General features: G+C 44.9%; 15 protein-coding genes and 1 riboswitch. Of the genes, 9 read left to right on the plus strand and 6 right to left on the minus strand.

Features of this window, described 5'->3' with window-relative positions; all coding sequences use genetic code 11:
• Nucleotides 1–23: 23 nt before the first annotated feature.
• The gene (gene dnaN, locus GVN20_RS00765) at nt 24–1,151 is read left to right on the plus strand and encodes a DNA polymerase III subunit beta (protein ID WP_114067936.1); all 1,128 of its coding nucleotides are present in this window, start codon (nt 24–26) and stop codon (nt 1,149–1,151) included.
• Nucleotides 1,152–1,227: 76 nt separating this feature from the next.
• Nucleotides 1,228–1,890, plus strand: coding sequence for a TVP38/TMEM64 family protein (locus GVN20_RS00770; protein ID WP_166556514.1), 663 nt, complete (start codon nt 1,228–1,230; stop codon nt 1,888–1,890).
• Between the two features lie 39 nt (nt 1,891–1,929).
• Here GVN20_RS00770 and GVN20_RS00775 read toward each other — a convergent pair whose 3' ends face one another.
• On the minus strand, nt 1,930–2,691 hold the full coding sequence (locus GVN20_RS00775; protein ID WP_166556515.1) for an alpha/beta fold hydrolase: 762 nt from the start codon (nt 2,689–2,691) through the stop codon (nt 1,930–1,932).
• 9 nt (nt 2,692–2,700) lie between these two features.
• The gene (gene ggt / locus GVN20_RS00780; protein WP_166556516.1) at nt 2,701–4,458 is read right to left on the minus strand and encodes a gamma-glutamyltransferase; all 1,758 of its coding nucleotides are present in this window, start codon (nt 4,456–4,458) and stop codon (nt 2,701–2,703) included.
• Nucleotides 4,459–4,562: 104 nt separating this feature from the next.
• On the opposite strand from ggt, the gene GVN20_RS00785 reads away from it, so the two are divergent.
• Entirely contained in the window at nt 4,563–5,054 is a 492-nt protein-coding gene (locus tag GVN20_RS00785) for a hypothetical protein (protein ID WP_166556517.1), read from the plus strand.
• 3 nt (nt 5,055–5,057) lie between these two features.
• Here the strand turns inward: GVN20_RS00785 and GVN20_RS00790 are convergent, their stop codons facing one another.
• Nucleotides 5,058–5,816, minus strand: coding sequence for an NrtR DNA-binding winged helix domain-containing protein (locus GVN20_RS00790; protein ID WP_166556518.1), 759 nt, complete (start codon nt 5,814–5,816; stop codon nt 5,058–5,060).
• Between the two features lie 217 nt (nt 5,817–6,033).
• Here GVN20_RS00790 and GVN20_RS00795 point away from each other — a divergent pair, with 217 nt between their 5' ends.
• Complete coding sequence (locus GVN20_RS00795) at nt 6,034–6,723, plus strand: MotA/TolQ/ExbB proton channel family protein (protein WP_114067931.1); 690 nt, start codon at nt 6,034–6,036, stop codon at nt 6,721–6,723.
• Between the two features lie 30 nt (nt 6,724–6,753).
• Complete coding sequence (locus GVN20_RS00800; RefSeq protein ID WP_114067930.1) at nt 6,754–7,146, plus strand: biopolymer transporter ExbD; 393 nt, start codon at nt 6,754–6,756, stop codon at nt 7,144–7,146.
• Between the two features lie 79 nt (nt 7,147–7,225).
• Here GVN20_RS00800 and GVN20_RS00805 read toward each other — a convergent pair whose 3' ends face one another.
• Both GVN20_RS00805 and GVN20_RS00810 read right to left on the minus strand, forming a co-directional pair.
• Nucleotides 7,226–7,774, minus strand: coding sequence for a hypothetical protein (locus tag GVN20_RS00805; RefSeq protein ID WP_166556519.1), 549 nt, complete (start codon nt 7,772–7,774; stop codon nt 7,226–7,228).
• A 1-nt stretch (nt 7,775) separates the two neighbouring features.
• Nucleotides 7,776–8,135, minus strand: a complete 360-nt coding sequence (locus GVN20_RS00810) for a DUF4296 domain-containing protein (RefSeq protein WP_114067928.1) — start codon at nt 8,133–8,135, stop codon at nt 7,776–7,778.
• A gap of 44 nt (nt 8,136–8,179) precedes the next feature.
• Here GVN20_RS00810 and GVN20_RS00815 point away from each other — a divergent pair, with 44 nt between their 5' ends.
• The 4 genes from GVN20_RS00815 (at nt 8,180) to GVN20_RS00830 (ending at nt 13,097) form a co-directional block, all read left to right on the plus strand.
• Nucleotides 8,180–9,049, plus strand: a complete 870-nt coding sequence (locus tag GVN20_RS00815) for a DUF58 domain-containing protein (RefSeq protein WP_206023170.1) — start codon at nt 8,180–8,182, stop codon at nt 9,047–9,049.
• Nucleotides 9,050–9,114: 65 nt separating this feature from the next.
• Entirely contained in the window at nt 9,115–9,843 is a 729-nt protein-coding gene (locus GVN20_RS00820; protein ID WP_310586799.1) for a sulfite exporter TauE/SafE family protein, read from the plus strand.
• A 25-nt stretch (nt 9,844–9,868) separates the two neighbouring features.
• Nucleotides 9,869–10,477 (plus strand): phosphatase PAP2 family protein, encoded by a 609-nt coding sequence (locus GVN20_RS00825; RefSeq protein WP_166556520.1) that lies wholly within the window; start codon nt 9,869–9,871, stop codon nt 10,475–10,477.
• 64 nt (nt 10,478–10,541) lie between these two features.
• Nucleotides 10,542–10,638: riboswitch (TPP riboswitch) on the plus strand.
• A complete protein-coding gene (locus GVN20_RS00830) occupies nt 10,629–13,097 on the plus strand; it encodes a TonB-dependent receptor (protein ID WP_166556521.1) in 2,469 nt (822 codons plus the stop codon). It overlaps the preceding riboswitch by 10 nt.
• A 60-nt stretch (nt 13,098–13,157) precedes the next feature.
• On the opposite strand, the gene GVN20_RS00835 is transcribed toward GVN20_RS00830, so the two are convergent.
• Nucleotides 13,158–14,081, minus strand: a complete 924-nt coding sequence (locus tag GVN20_RS00835) for a sugar phosphate isomerase/epimerase (RefSeq protein WP_166556522.1) — start codon at nt 14,079–14,081, stop codon at nt 13,158–13,160.
• Nucleotides 14,082–14,182: the final 101 nt, after the last annotated feature.

Genomic DNA, 14,182 nt, shown 5'->3' on the forward strand with positions numbered 1-14,182 from the left:
AATAAATAAATATTTTCCTAGCTATGAAATTTACTGTATCGTCGTCGGTTTTGCTTAAACAACTCGCAGCGATTAACGGCGTCGTTTCCACTAATCCGATTGTTCCTATTCTTGAAAATTTTCTGTTTCAGCTAGATAACAACCTGCTTACTGTTACAGCGTCGGATTTACAGACGGTGATGGTAACAGAATTGCCAGTGGAATCATCAGATAAAGGGGCGATTGCGATTCCTGCCAAACTGCTTTTAGATACCCTGCGCGGTTTACCAGAGCAGCCGATTACGCTCAACATAGATGGTGATACCTTTGGTATTGAAATTATCTCTGACAATGGCCGTTATAAACTTTCGGGAGAAAACCCCATCGACTTTCCGAAGATACCTTCGGTCAATCGGGCGTTCTCGGTTGAGTTATCGTCTCATGCCCTTTCAAATGCCATTGCCAATACGCTCTTTGCGACCAGTACCGACGAGTTGCGTCCTGCCATGACAGGGGTGTTTTTGCAACTCGGCGCTGATTACGCCACGTTTGTGGCTACCGACGGCCACCGGCTGATTCGATATCGTCGATATGATGTCAAGTCGTTGGTCGATACTACCATGATTATTCCACGGAAAGCGTTGAATCTATTGAAGACTTCGCTCCCCTCGGAGAGTGTACCCGTCAAAGCCGAGTTCAGCCAAGCCAACGCCTTTTTTAGTTTTGCCAATATTCGCATGATTTGCCGGTTGATTGATGAGCGCTTTCCTGACTATGAAAACGCGATTCCAACCAATAATCCAAACGTGTTGACCATCAGTCGGGGTGAGGTACTGAATTCATTGCGTCGTATTTCGATTTACTCAAACCGGACTACGCACCAAATTCGGTTGAAACTCACACCACCAAACCAACTTGTCATTTCGGCCGAAGATTTAGACTATTCTAATGAAGCCAATGAGCGCCTGTTGTGTGAATACAACGGCGATGAAATGGAGATTGGGTTCAACGCCAAGTTTTTAATTGAAATGCTGAATAACTTAGATACAAGTACATTGTCATTTGAGTTGTCGGCACCTAACCGTGCAGGGCTTGTAGTGCCGTTGGAAAAAGAAGATGATGAGGATATTCTGATGCTGGTCATGCCAGTGATGTTGAATACCTATGCTTAATATATAAGGATAAAAGTTGAAGGTTAGGGGACTTGTTGTGTTTTCTAACCTTCAACTTTTCAGTAGCTTATGGGCCATGTCGACGCAAAAAACACCTTTACTGCCGAGTCTCTCGGCTTTTTTTTTAACGGTATTACCCTTCATTACGAGTTCGATATTAGGGGCTTGGATTATCAGAAATGAAGCGCTTATTGAGCGTTTTAATCTACAAGATTGGGCAATTGTGTGCGTTGTATGTGCATTGGCGTGTGCATTGGCGTTAATTCCGCCTACTTTGCTGGCTTTTGCTTTTGGGTATTTTCTGGGATGGTGGGCATTGGTCCCGTTGATTTTGCTCAATCTCGCGGCCATTGCCCTCGTGTACGAGATCACCAAACGTTTGAATGGTGAGGTGCTACTGCGTTATCTTTCGCATTTCCCGCGGGTAGTGTCGATGCTGAATCGTATTCAGAAAGATGAATTACAATTCGTTTTTTTTACCAAACTCTCCCCCGTTGTTCCGTTTGCACTGACCAATCTTATATTCTCACTATTGAAAATACGCTTTTCCAACGTCATTTTGGGCGGTTTCCTTGGCATGATTCCACGTACGGCGTTGGCAGTTTGGGTCGGACTTGAAGCAAAAGGATTACGTCAATTGATTGAAAATCCCAACGAAAATATAACCAGCCGGGTGGTAGTGATCATTCTAGTGATTGTATCTGTAATTGGCCTTACCCGAGTATTTGTGAAGCGGTAGCCTTAATGTTTACGGGCTTTGAGTCGTAAAAGTAGGGTTTTAAACAAACCACTCCGCTACTTTTTCAATTAAACGGTGATGCCCCGTTTTAAGAATAATTGGTGCTGAATTTGGCAGGCGTTTCATTAAAGGCTGTACATAAGAAGCGGGTAATACCGCATCAAACCGCCCTAAAAATAGCTTTAAATCAATTTTATATTTGAGAATGATACTTGCTACTGCGGGAATATCAGGCTGGATGGTGCTAAAACCAACCCATGAGCGGTAAATGCGCTCGCGTTGGGCGGCAGTGGCAAGGGTGGACTGGGCAAATTTTACTGCGCTCTTCTCCACCAATCCTAATTTCAGAAATGGGTAAGCCAACTTTTTAAAGTGTTCGACGTTCCCAACAACGAATTTAAAGAGTTTTTTTGTTAGCCAAAATCGCGTTGCCAACCGATACCACGGGCTTTCAGTAATTCCATCGGGAGCCAATAGCCAGCAGGAGATAATCTGGTTTGGGAATAGTTGTAGCGTAGCCAAGGCAAATTTGCCTCCCATGCTGAACCCGACAACCGAAAAAGTTTGCAGGTGATTTTCGGCCAAAAAGACCTCTAGGGTGTCTTGCCACTCCGCCATGGACAGTTTTTCGGTATCCATGGCGGGGCTTTTTCCGTGAAATGGTAAATCAAAAAGGTAAAATGTGTATTGTCTCTTCAAGACATTGACCAAGGGCAAAAAACAGCGATGGTCTTGTCCAATGCCGTGAAATGCCAAAAGAGGCAGTGGGCCATCGCCGTAGGTTTGATAATGGAGGCGCATTTGAAGGATTTAGTAGCCAACACTCGTATCGTCACCTCGGGGGTCAGAGCCACCTTCGAGACGACCGTCGGGCAGTACCAAAATGCAGTCCATGCGTCCGATGGTATTGCGTTGCATTTCAAGAATGTATGATTTTGAAAGCAATCGTTGCAGAACGCCTTCCGTAAAAGCACCGTTTTCAAAAGTAGTTTTATCGGGAAGCCACTGATGGTGAAATTTATACGCGTTTACGGCCTGTTGCATGGTCATACCGTGCTCTACCACGTTCAGGATGGTTTGAAAGACTGACGTGATGATTGTTGACCCGCCGGGCGTTCCGACAACCATGTATAATTTTTTGTCTTTTTCGAGAATCGTAGGGGTCATGGAGGATAACATTCGTTTGCCGGGAGCAATGGCGTTGGCTTTGTTGCCAATCAATCCAAACATGTTGGGAACACCCGGTTTAATGCTGAAATCGTCCATTTCATTGTTCATAAAGAAGCCCGCTCCTTTGACAATCACGCGGCTGCCGTAGCCGCCGTTGAGGGTTGTCGTCACCGAAACAGCATTGCCTTCACGGTCTACAATCGAAAAATGCGTTGTTTCCATGCTTTCATAACCCGAAATATCACCGCCTTTGATGGCCTTGCTATCGGTTGCTTTGGCGAAATCAAAATCTTTCCAGCGATTTTTCAGGTAGTTGGAAGCGATGAGTTGTTTGATGGGTACTTTCACAAAATCAGGGTCGCCCAAAAACTTGGCACGGTCGGCATAAACGCGACGCTCGGCCTCAATCATGACCTGAACGGTAGAGTCTGAATGCCAACCCCAACGTTTGAGAGGATAAGGTTCAACCAGTTTCATCAATTGCAATAAAGCCACGCCACCACTCGAAACGGGCGGCATCGTAATGAGTTTGTAGTCTTTGTACTTGCCAACGAGTGGCTTACGCCAAACGGCTTGGTATTGCTTTAAGTCTTCGGCCGAAATAAAACCTTTGCCACGCTGCATTTCGGCCACGAGCAAATCTGCCGTTTCACCTTCATAAAAACCTGCCCTGCCGCGTTCCTGAATACGCCGTAACGTTTTCCCCAAATCTGCTTGGATGAGGGTATCACCCGCTTGCCAATCGCGGCCATCATTGCGCCGAAAATACGTGGTATCGGCGTTGATTTTTAACAAATCACCTTTGATGCGGTTGAGACCAGTCGCTTCTTTGGTGGTAAGAATGACGCCCTTTTCCGCCAAATCAATGGCGGGTTGTAATAAGGTAGCCCAAGAAAGTTTTGAGAATTTTTCGTGGATTTGCACCATGCCGTCTACTGAACCAGGAACCCCGCTTGCCAGGTGGCCCGTCATGCTTAATCCAGGGATTACGTTGCCTTGGGCATCCAAATACATGTCTTTATGGCCTTGGATGGGCGCTTTTTCGCGAAAATCAAGGGTGTAGTTTTTGCCTTTTTTGGAACGATAGACAAAAAAGCCGCCCCCACCAATGTTACCTGCTGACGGATGTACCACCGCCAATGCAAACTGAACGGCCACGGCCGCATCGGCAGCGGAGCCTCCCTTTTTTAAAATTTCAGTTCCCACTCGTGAGGCTTCTGGATGAGCCGTTGCGACCATGCCATTGGAAGCAATAACTCCCTGACGGTCTGAATAAAATGGTTTTTGGTTGGGGTCGTCGGTGAGAAATTGGTAAAAACCTTTGTTTTCTTTTACTTCTTGACCAAAAGCAGAAAAGCCGATACATACGGCCAGTACGTTGATGAAAAATTTGTTCATAAAGTGGGCATTGGAAAGTTTACGCTTTCAATTTACAAAAAGTCTTTCATTTTGCTTCCATAACAAAAGTTTTAGAAATTGCGGCCCATAAAATCATGACCAACATGGATAATTTTGACGATGACGATGACGAGGATTTTGGGTTTAGCGAAGAGGATTTCAATTCGGAAGAATCGAGGCGAGAATTTCAGCGAGAAAATGAGCGGGTAGACAATCTGCCGATTATGAAAAAAGCGCGGGAGATTTTCGATATTGTGGATTCGCTCGTCGAATTAATTGACGACGATGATGCGTTTATCGCTCATTACCGCAGTATGTTGTTTGAAGATGCAAGCATCATTTGTGCCAAAATTGCGGGGGCCGAAGGGGGAGATTTGTACAGCCTGCGCATGGAAAATGCGGTATTAATCAAAATCCATGCGCGTAACCTGTTGGCTCAGACTTCAGGCTTGAAAATGCTTGGTTTTAAAGACGTGCGTTACCTTCAAGTGCTTCGCGACGCCATCGAGGAGTTTCGACTGCTATTTCTTGAGTGGGTTGAGGGTTTTGACAAAACAAACGATATCTCCGATAATTGGGGTAATCTGTTTCGTTAGCGTTTATATTTCAAACAAAAATCCTCTGGAGACTAGCTCTTGGTAGCGTTTTTCGTCAAACTGAAAAAAGTACGCTCCTCGTCGTGAAGTGCCTTTTTGCTTTTCTTTGAGTTTGACCAACAAATTCATGTTTAGGATTTTTTTGCTAAAATTACGCTTGTCGAGCGGGCGTCCTAGAATGGATTCGTACAGATTTCGCAACTCCAACATGGTGAATTTTTCGGGCAAAAGTTCAAATCCAATGGGTTGATAGCGCACTTTGCGGCGGAGCTGTTCCAGTGCTTTCTCAAACATCGTAAAGTGGTCATACACCAATTCCAACTGAAGCACCTTCGAAATTGGTTGCCACGTAGCACCGTATTCGTGGGAAAGCTGATTGAGGGTGGGTTCTACTTCAATAAGGGCGTAGTAGCACGTAGTGATGACCCGGTCGGTAGGGACTCGATACACATCTCCAAACGTATATACCTGCTCCATGTACACATCCTGAAGGCCCGTAAGTTTTACCACGGTTTTGCGCGCTGCGTCGTCGATGCTTTCTTCGGGATGCACAAAACCACCCAAAAGCGCCCAATGTCCAACCAAGGGTTCGTAGGGAAAACGGTGCAATAAAAGATGGAGTTCAGTGCCGTAAAATCCAAAAATAACGCAGTCTACAGAGTTAAGTAGACCAGTTTCTTCTTTGTGATAGTGTGGGGTGGGATGTCCGGTAAAACGAACAAACGGCCTGTTTTTTTGATTGATGGTCGAAGGTTCGCTCATCCTTAATGTGGTTTTTTTTATATTGAATAAAAAAGGCAATAGACGATGAAAAATACCAATGTGTTGCCACATTTTTCGTTTATAATGTAGTTTCTATTTGCCGTGTAACTCAACAGGTATTTTTGACCGTAACGGTTAGAAATTCGTATATTTGGCCCTTATAAACAATATTCCTTTAATCCATTCCGTTTTTGACACAGCAAAAACCAAACCAGTAATGATTTTACTCCAAGCGCAAACTGCCGTTGACTCCGTAGCTACTTCTGCTACTTCTGCCCAAGGAATCTCGTTATTCGATTTATTATTAAAAGGAGGCTGGGTGATGATTCCCCTCCTGATTATGTTCTTCCTGACGCTTTTTTTGATTTTTGAACGTTGGTTGGCCATCAATTCCAACGGCAAACTCGAAGAGAGTTTTATTGATAACATGAAAGATTTTGTGCAACAAGGAAATATCAAATCTGCCGAATCATTGTGTCGTAATCAACGCTCTGCCGCGGGACGAATTTTTGAAAAAGCCGTTGGGCGTATTGGCTATTCCATCAAAGACATTGAAAGTACCATCGAAAACGCCAGCCATATTGAAATTTCACGCATGGAAAGCAACCTTGCCTACCTTGGGGTGATTGCGGGTATTGCGCCGATGTTGGGTTTCGTAGGAACAATCTCAGGGATTATTAACATCTTTTATAGCATCTCGTTGTCTAATGATTTCGACATCAGCACCATTGCGAGCGGGATGTATGAGAAAATGGTAACATCTGGCGCAGGTCTGATTGTAGGTTTGGTTGCGTATATGGGTTATCACTTGTTGAACATGAAGATTGACCGCATTGCGCTAAAACTTCAGGCTGGGGCGTTTGATTTTATTGACGTTTTACAGAAACCCATTACGAGTCGTTCATGATAGATAATGCATGACCGAAATGACTAAACTATGAAAATCCGCCGTAAAGCAAGATTCGCCCCCGAAGTGTTCACCCAATCGCTGAACGACATCATGTTCTTCTTGATGTTGTTCTTCCTGATTATTTCGACGATGGTGAACCCCAATGTGATTAAGTTGATGCTCCCAAAGGCATCGGCTACCCAACAAATGCAGAAAAAGCAGACTACCCTCTCGGTAGATGCAGAAAAAAATTATTTTCTTGACCGTGAGCCATTGCCTAAAGAGCAGCTGGAAAGTGTTTTAGCGTCTACTTTTGCGGGAGTTGAGGAAAAGACAATCATTCTTCAGGTAGACCAAAGTATTTCTGTACAAGATTTAATAGACGTGCTGGCGGTAGGAGCCAAGCTTGATATTAAGATGGTGATGGCGGTGAAGAAATAGTCTTGAAGATTAATATAGACTTGATTATCTTTTAGTTGAATTATAAAAAAGGAGCGTGTGAATCTCACAAGCTCCTTTTTTATGGCCAATTTTTGGGAATATCTAATTGGCGGGCGTAGTTTCTGGGACAATGGCTGTGCACATAATTCAGCAGTTGCTGCATATCTTTTTCAAAATCTACGTAGTAATCTGGGTTAAATTTTGCCAACTTTTTTAGCACGCTGTCGGTGCGCTTGGCAATGTATTCGGCACAAGAATCGCTTTTGCTGTTATGAATCAGGAGGAGCGAAGACTGCTGTTCAAAAAAAGTTAAAAGAAGGTAAATGGTTAATTCAATTTCGCCGTATTTATCCTTGGTGATTTTTAGGTGTTGACTGATATCCCCCGACAGGTTTCGCATGTCCATCATCATCCAGCCTGGCGTATTGTGGGTCATTTGGGCGCTTTTCAGAATTCGGCGTTTGATGTCGTCGCGACGGCTCTGAACGGTGTCGCCCATTTCAATCAGTTCAAATTCAAGCCGTTGCACAAGGTTGTCGTCTTTTCCAATCAATCGAAGAAGAAGTTTGTCTTTTTCTTTTTGTGGCATTTGGACAATGGCCTTTTTTAGTTCTTCTGGAATAGTCATCTTACAAACCTTTGTAATTTTTTTTCTTTTGGCGGATTTCTAAATCTTTCACCACAGTGTTATAAATACGCTCCATAAAAACAGGGTTGGTGGAATAAAATTGATAGCTGCGATTGTAAGTTGCCGAATCGACACCGTATTTTTTAAACACCTTAGCCTTCATGTACTCAGTAACAATCGTGGAAGAATCGAGGGATGTCATTCCTAGCCTGCTCACTCTTGCTTCGATAATGTGAATATCGGTTAAAATTTGCGCCATTTTGGCTTCGGGTACGGTGCCCGCAGGGATTTCGGGTTCATCCTGACAGCCATAGAGTAGCAAAGTAAAGACGGAAAAATAAAGGAGGGTACGGCGTATCATGACTGAATTTTGTATTTTTGAGGTACTGAGCTACAAAAATACGCATGATTGAGCAATTTATTACAAAGATTCGTCAGTACGAGATTCGGATTCGAAAAGCCGTCAATGCCGACATGCGCGGTAGCTTTCGGTCGGTTTTTAAAGGCTCGGGGGTAGAGTTTGCGGATTTGCGCGAATACCAATACGGCGACGATGTGCGTACCATCGACTGGAACGTATCGGCCAAAGGCCACGGAACGTTCGTGAAGATTTTCAGGGAAGAGAAAGAGCAAACGGTTTTTTTTATTTTAGACGTGAGCGGCTCTCAACAAGTGGGTCATGCCAATCATTCAAAATTGGATACCGCCAAAGAAATCTGTGGCGTGCTAGCTTTATCGGCGATTCAAGAAGCAAGTCATGTGGGTTTGCTGTGTTTTTCGGACCAAAAAGAAAAATACATTCGCCCCTCCAACGGCATGAAACACGGCTACGAGGTGATTACTGAATTGTACAAACTCAAACCTGTCTCCTCTAAAACCAACTTAGCAGAAGGCATACTTTTTACCCTCAACGTACTCAAACGCCGCAGCGTAGTGATTTTTATTTCAGACTTTATCGATAAAAACTACGAGCACAATCTGCGGGCCTTGGCGCGTAAGCACGATTTGGTCATGGTGCACTTGCTCGACAAACGAGAAACTGATTTGCCGCGTTTGGGCATTATTCCGATGGTAGATCCTGAATCTAACCGTACCGTTTGGGTAAATGCCTCTTCTCCGTGGTTTCGCAAACGGGTACGAGAAGATTTTGCGCAGGTGGGAAAAAAAATCGAACAATTTGCTCGTCAAAACGACATCAATTACGTATCCATTGATTCCCAACAAGACTATGTTGAGCCGTTGGTTAAACTCTTTCGCATACGCCGAAAAAAGTAGGATTGCGTAACGGGTTGCTAAGAATCAGAAAGCGTTATATATTTGAGGGAATAACGAATTTCTGAATGATGCAAGAGTATTGGCAACCGCTGTTGATTGGTATCATGGCTTTTTTGTACGCTTCTGTGGGGCATGGTGGGGCGAGTGGATATTTGGCGCTGATGGCTATTTTTGGCACTTCTCCTGCTTTGATGAAATCTTCGGCGTTGATTCTCAACGTATTTGTTTCTCTCGTTGCGTTCATTCAATATTACCGAGCGGGGCATTTTCGGTGGAATTTATTCTGGCCTTTTGCCCTTGCGAGCATTCCCCTTTCCTACATTGGTGCTACGCTGCCGATTACAGATTCACTTTATAAAAAATTATTGGCCGTAGCTTTGGCCATTGCTATTGCGAGGATGCTATTTCAACCCGTGGAAAAAGCCGAAAATAAACCTGTGCCTTTGATGGGTGCATTTGCAATTGGGGCGGTCATTGGTCTATTGTCGGGGATGCTGGGCATTGGCGGGGGCATTGTTTTGAGTCCAGTCATTTTGTTGTTGGGCTGGGGACGCGTGAAAGAAACGGCCGCAGTTTCGGCTTTGTTTATCTTTGTTAATTCCATGTCGGGGTTGTACGGGTTGTTTCAAAAAGGATTTGAACCCAATGGTCAACTAACTTCTTGGCTAGTAGCGGCTTTGGTAGGTGGGTTTATTGGGGCCTATCAGGGAAGTTTTAAGTTTAATCTGCAAACATTACGTTATATTTTGGCTTCGGTATTGTTGATTGCGGTAGCAAAACTATATTTGACCTAACTTCTCGCCTACAATCGTTTTGTCAGTGAAAAAATACCTTTTCTTTTTGTGTTTGTTTTCGTGGAAAATAAGCGCCCAAAATTTAGATACCCGCCTGCTGCAAGACGTGTATGGTTCCAACCAACCCACCGATGTAAGTGCGGCAAAGTTCATTTCGTCCACCGCTAAGCCGTTGAGTTTGGCGCTTCCAGCGGGCTTGTTGATTGCGGGTTTTTCAACCAAAAATAAGACCTTGCAACAGCAGGGCTGGCAGGCGTTGGGCGGGTTTGTGATTGGGACGGGTATTACGCAAGTGACCAAACGAATTGTCTTGAGAGACAGGCCTTTTATTGAGCATCCTACGCTTTTTGCGGCGCGGGTAGAAGGTGAAGAGCCGCACTATTCATTTCCGTCGGGTCATACCACGGTGGCGTTTTCAACGGCTACGACCTTGGCCATCAATTATCGTAAATGGTACGTCATCGTGCCGGCTTATGCGTGGGCAGGAGCGGTGGGGTATTCACGAATGCGTTTGGGGGTACATTACCCGAGTGATATTTTGGGGGCTGCAGTCACAGGTGCAGCAAGCGCGTGGCTTTCGTACAAAATTCAGCAGAAATGGTTGAATAGAACGAAGCGAAAAACACCCAACTAAAAACATATTTGCATTTTTCTAAGTTATCCTCTTACCTTTGCGGTCAGTTCTGACGCGCAGAATTTTTTACAAAACGGGGTGCCCTAACATGACGGGCTGAGATTATACCCTTACCACCTGAACCGGGTAATGCCGGCGGAGGGAATTAAAAATGCTAAAGTTTACATCTTGGTTTTTGGCCGTGGCAACGGGAGTGTTGCTGTACGTGCCTGCACTTGCCCAACTATCTGTGTCGGGCAAAATCGTTGACGCCGAAGACGGCAAACCGCTACCGGGGGCAACCATCCGAGCTGGAAGTTTTCGGGGAACGGTGACAAACGAAAAAGGCGAATTCTCGCTAAAAAATCTTCCTAAAGATACTGATTTACTGGAGTTTTCGTACGTAGGCTATGAGAACCAGAAAATGGTGTTGGCTTCCCTTCAAAGTTCGAATTCAAACGTAGAAATTAAATTAGTCCGCAGTTCTTTCTCGGCTGACGAAGTGGTCATCAACGCTACCCGGGCCAATCAAAATTCTGGGGTGGCGTTTACCAATGTCGGAAAACTTGAATTGAGTAAGCAGAATTTAGGGCAAGACTTGCCCGTATTGCTCAATTTTACGCCCTCACTTGTCACTACCTCTGATGCGGGAGCGGGGGTTGGGTACACGGGATTACGTATTCGTGGCACAGATGCCACGCGTATCAACGTGACCATCAACGGAATTCCGTACAACGACGCCGAAAGTCAGGGAACGTTTTGGGTAAATATGCCCGATTTCAGCTCGTCGGTCAGCAGTGTGCAGATTCAGCGTGGGGTAGGGACTTCTACCAACGGGGCGGCCGCATTTGGGGCTACGGTCAACATCAACACCAACGAATTTAGAAAAGAAGCCTACGCCGAAATCAACAATTCGGTGGGTTCTTTCAAAACCCGTAAGCATACCGTTATGGCGGGTACGGGTTTGTTGAACAACAAATTTACGTTGGACGCTCGTTTATCAAAAATCACCTCCGACGGCTTCATTGACCGCGCTAAGTCGGATTTGGGGTCGTTTTATGTCTCTGGGGCTTATTTTGGAAAGAAAAGCTCGGTGCGTTTGAACGTGTTTTCGGGGAAAGAAATAACGTATCAGGCATGGGAAGGAACCCCAGAAGCGCGAATTAAAGGCGACCGAGAAGGAATGTTGGCTTACATCGACCGCAACGGCCTAAATGAGCGTGATGCCCAAAATCTCTTAAATTCCGATAGTCGGACGTACAATCTTTATTTGTACGATAATCAAGTAGATAACTATCAGCAAGACCATTATCAACTGATTTCGTCGCATACGCTCAGCAAAAACTGGACATTTAACCTTAATGGATTTTTGGTGAAAGGCCGTGGGTATTATGAGCAATACCGCGACAACGATAGGCTCAGAAACTATAAATTACCCTCAGTAATTGTGGGCGGAGACACCATTACGCGCAGCGATTTGGTTCGTCGTAGGTGGTTGGATAATTCTTTCTACGGTACTACGTTTTCGTTGGACTATAACAGTTTCCAAAAACTCACCGCCAACATCGGTGGAGGATGGAATCAATACGATGGTAACCACTTTGGGGAAGTGATTTGGGCGCGCTTTGCGAGCAATAGCAGCATTCGTCAGCGGTATTATCAAAACGTTGGAATGAAAACGGATTTCAATCTTTACGGTAAGGTGTATTATCAACTCACTGACAAACTGAACGTGTTTGCCGATGCCCAAGTCAGAAAAATCGGTTATTTTGTAAAAGGCGACGACAACCAGCAACGGCAGCAATCGCATGATGTCAATTATACTTTTTTCAATCCTAAAGCAGGTTTAACCTATCAGGTGTCAGAAAGTAGCACAGCTTTTGCCTCTTTCAGCTTGGCGCACCGCGAACCAAACCGTGATGATTTTACGGAATCTACGCGTCAGATTCAGCCCCAACCCGAGGTATTGCGTGACTTAGAGTTTGGCTATCGTTTCCAAAAAGGCCGCGTCGCGGCGTCTGTTGGTGGGTACTATATGAATTACAAGAACCAATTGGTGGTATCGGGGCAGTTGAACGACGTAGGAAATCCCATTAAAATCAACGTGCCAGAAAGCTATCGTGCAGGAATTGAATTGGAGTTTGGGGCGCAGTTGAGTAAACAATGGAAATGGAATGCCAACGCGACGTTCAGCCAAAATAAAATCAAGAATTTTACCGAATACATTGTTAATTACGACGACGAAAATGGTGGTTATCAGACCACAAACCACGGAAATACAAACATTGCGCTTTCGCCAAATGTGATTGTAGGAAGCCAACTTATTTACACGCCCGTGAAGAACCTAGAGGTGGCGTTGTTGACCAAGTACGTAGGGAAACAATATTTGGACAATACCTCTAACGAAGGCCGTAAATTGGACGCGTATTTTACCAATGACCTTCGGCTGATTTATCGCATTAAGCCTAAATGGATGAATGAAATCACGGTGAGTGCCTTGGCCAACAATATTTTCAATGAGTTGTACGAATCCAACGGATACACCTACAGCTATATTTACGGCGGTCAGACTACCACCGAAAATTTCTACTACCCGCAGGCTGGGCGTAATTTCTTGGTGAGTGTTGGTTTGAAGTTTTAAGAAAAAGAAATATTGACACAATTTAACGTCGGCGAGGCTTTGGGCCTCGCCGACGTTGGTTTACAGCCAGCCCGCAAAAACTTGTTTTGCGTAGGCCAAATCGCGTTGGTGTGCTTCTACGGCTTTTACGGTATTGGGTGATTGACCTTCCAGACATTGCTCCAATACAAGCAACGGCTTTACTTTCAGGGCTTGCAGCTCACGTACCAACCGTGGATAGTCAATGTCGCCTTCACCAAAAATTTCTCCCCAAACGTTGCCGACAGATTGGCGTATGTGCAATTCTACTACGCGCTTGCCGTACATTTTTACTACATCAAAAAGGGCCACTTGTGAGTTGCCTGCGCCTCTGTAAACCCAATGTACATCCAGACAGAAACCTACATTTTTTGGGTCGGTATTTTGAAGCATGTGGTGAAACTCGCGGGCACCAGCGCGCAGCTCCACATCGTGGGTATGATAAGCGAGAATCACGCCGCGTTTGCGAAGTTCACTACCTAAAAACTCCAGATTTTTGGCTTGCTCAATCAGTTGAGAGTCATTCTTAATGTCGCTACTACCCCATTTCAACGGGCTGGGGTTGGAAACCAATATTTTCAGTCCTAGAGGTTGCGCTGCTTCAGCAATTGCCAATGCCGTTTCGATAGAACGTTTCCCCTCCGTGGGGTCGTGCAAGACACTGCCTACGTAAGCCGAAGGCATGGTCAAATTATGTTTTTTGAGCAACGGAGCCAGCCTTTTTACCTCTTCTACGTTAGAGAAACTGGGCTCGTAGGCCGTTAGTCCCGATTTGACGTATTCGGCCAAAGACGCATCCAAATCGGCGTTCCAATCGCGTTTGTCGCGGTTATAAAATGTAATCCACGCATATTGGTTGGAAGAAATAGGGCTCGCTTTGGGAGCAAAAGCCGTGGCCGAGTTGGTCAATAAGACCGCGCTGCTGGCGGTAAGGGTTTCTATAAAACGACGACGATTGTAATGCATGTGCGTATTTTTAAGAAAAAGGCCTACATGCACCTAAACTTACTTTAATATGCTACAAAGGAACTATTTTCATGGGACGTGGCAGTTGTTAATTTACCAGA

Origin of the sequence: Runella sp. CRIBMP, assembly GCF_009905605.1 — a bacterium.
GTDB lineage: Bacteria > Bacteroidota > Bacteroidia > Cytophagales > Spirosomataceae > Runella.

What these genes read in the sequence shown, in the direction of transcription:
- ggt (WP_166556516.1), bottom strand. Translation starts at nt 4,458, where the DNA reads ATGAACAAATTTTTCATCAACGTACTGGCCGTATGTATCGGCTTTTCT.
- GVN20_RS00830 (WP_166556521.1), top strand. Translation starts at nt 10,629, where the DNA reads ATGCTAAAGTTTACATCTTGGTTTTTGGCCGTGGCAACGGGAGTGTTG.
- GVN20_RS00800 (WP_114067930.1), top strand. Translation starts at nt 6,754, where the DNA reads ATGAAAATCCGCCGTAAAGCAAGATTCGCCCCCGAAGTGTTCACCCAA.
- GVN20_RS00815 (WP_206023170.1), top strand. Translation starts at nt 8,180, where the DNA reads ATGATTGAGCAATTTATTACAAAGATTCGTCAGTACGAGATTCGGATT.
- GVN20_RS00820 (WP_310586799.1), top strand. Translation starts at nt 9,115, where the DNA reads ATGATGCAAGAGTATTGGCAACCGCTGTTGATTGGTATCATGGCTTTT.
- GVN20_RS00810 (WP_114067928.1), bottom strand. Translation starts at nt 8,135, where the DNA reads ATGATACGCCGTACCCTCCTTTATTTTTCCGTCTTTACTTTGCTACTC.
- GVN20_RS00770 (WP_166556514.1), top strand. Translation starts at nt 1,228, where the DNA reads ATGTCGACGCAAAAAACACCTTTACTGCCGAGTCTCTCGGCTTTTTTT.
- GVN20_RS00835 (WP_166556522.1), bottom strand. Translation starts at nt 14,081, where the DNA reads ATGCATTACAATCGTCGTCGTTTTATAGAAACCCTTACCGCCAGCAGC.
- GVN20_RS00790 (WP_166556518.1), bottom strand. Translation starts at nt 5,816, where the DNA reads ATGAGCGAACCTTCGACCATCAATCAAAAAAACAGGCCGTTTGTTCGT.
- GVN20_RS00785 (WP_166556517.1), top strand. Translation starts at nt 4,563, where the DNA reads ATGGATAATTTTGACGATGACGATGACGAGGATTTTGGGTTTAGCGAA.
- GVN20_RS00775 (WP_166556515.1), bottom strand. Translation starts at nt 2,691, where the DNA reads ATGCGCCTCCATTATCAAACCTACGGCGATGGCCCACTGCCTCTTTTG.
- GVN20_RS00795 (WP_114067931.1), top strand. Translation starts at nt 6,034, where the DNA reads ATGATTTTACTCCAAGCGCAAACTGCCGTTGACTCCGTAGCTACTTCT.
- dnaN (WP_114067936.1), top strand. Translation starts at nt 24, where the DNA reads ATGAAATTTACTGTATCGTCGTCGGTTTTGCTTAAACAACTCGCAGCG.
- GVN20_RS00805 (WP_166556519.1), bottom strand. Translation starts at nt 7,774, where the DNA reads ATGACTATTCCAGAAGAACTAAAAAAGGCCATTGTCCAAATGCCACAA.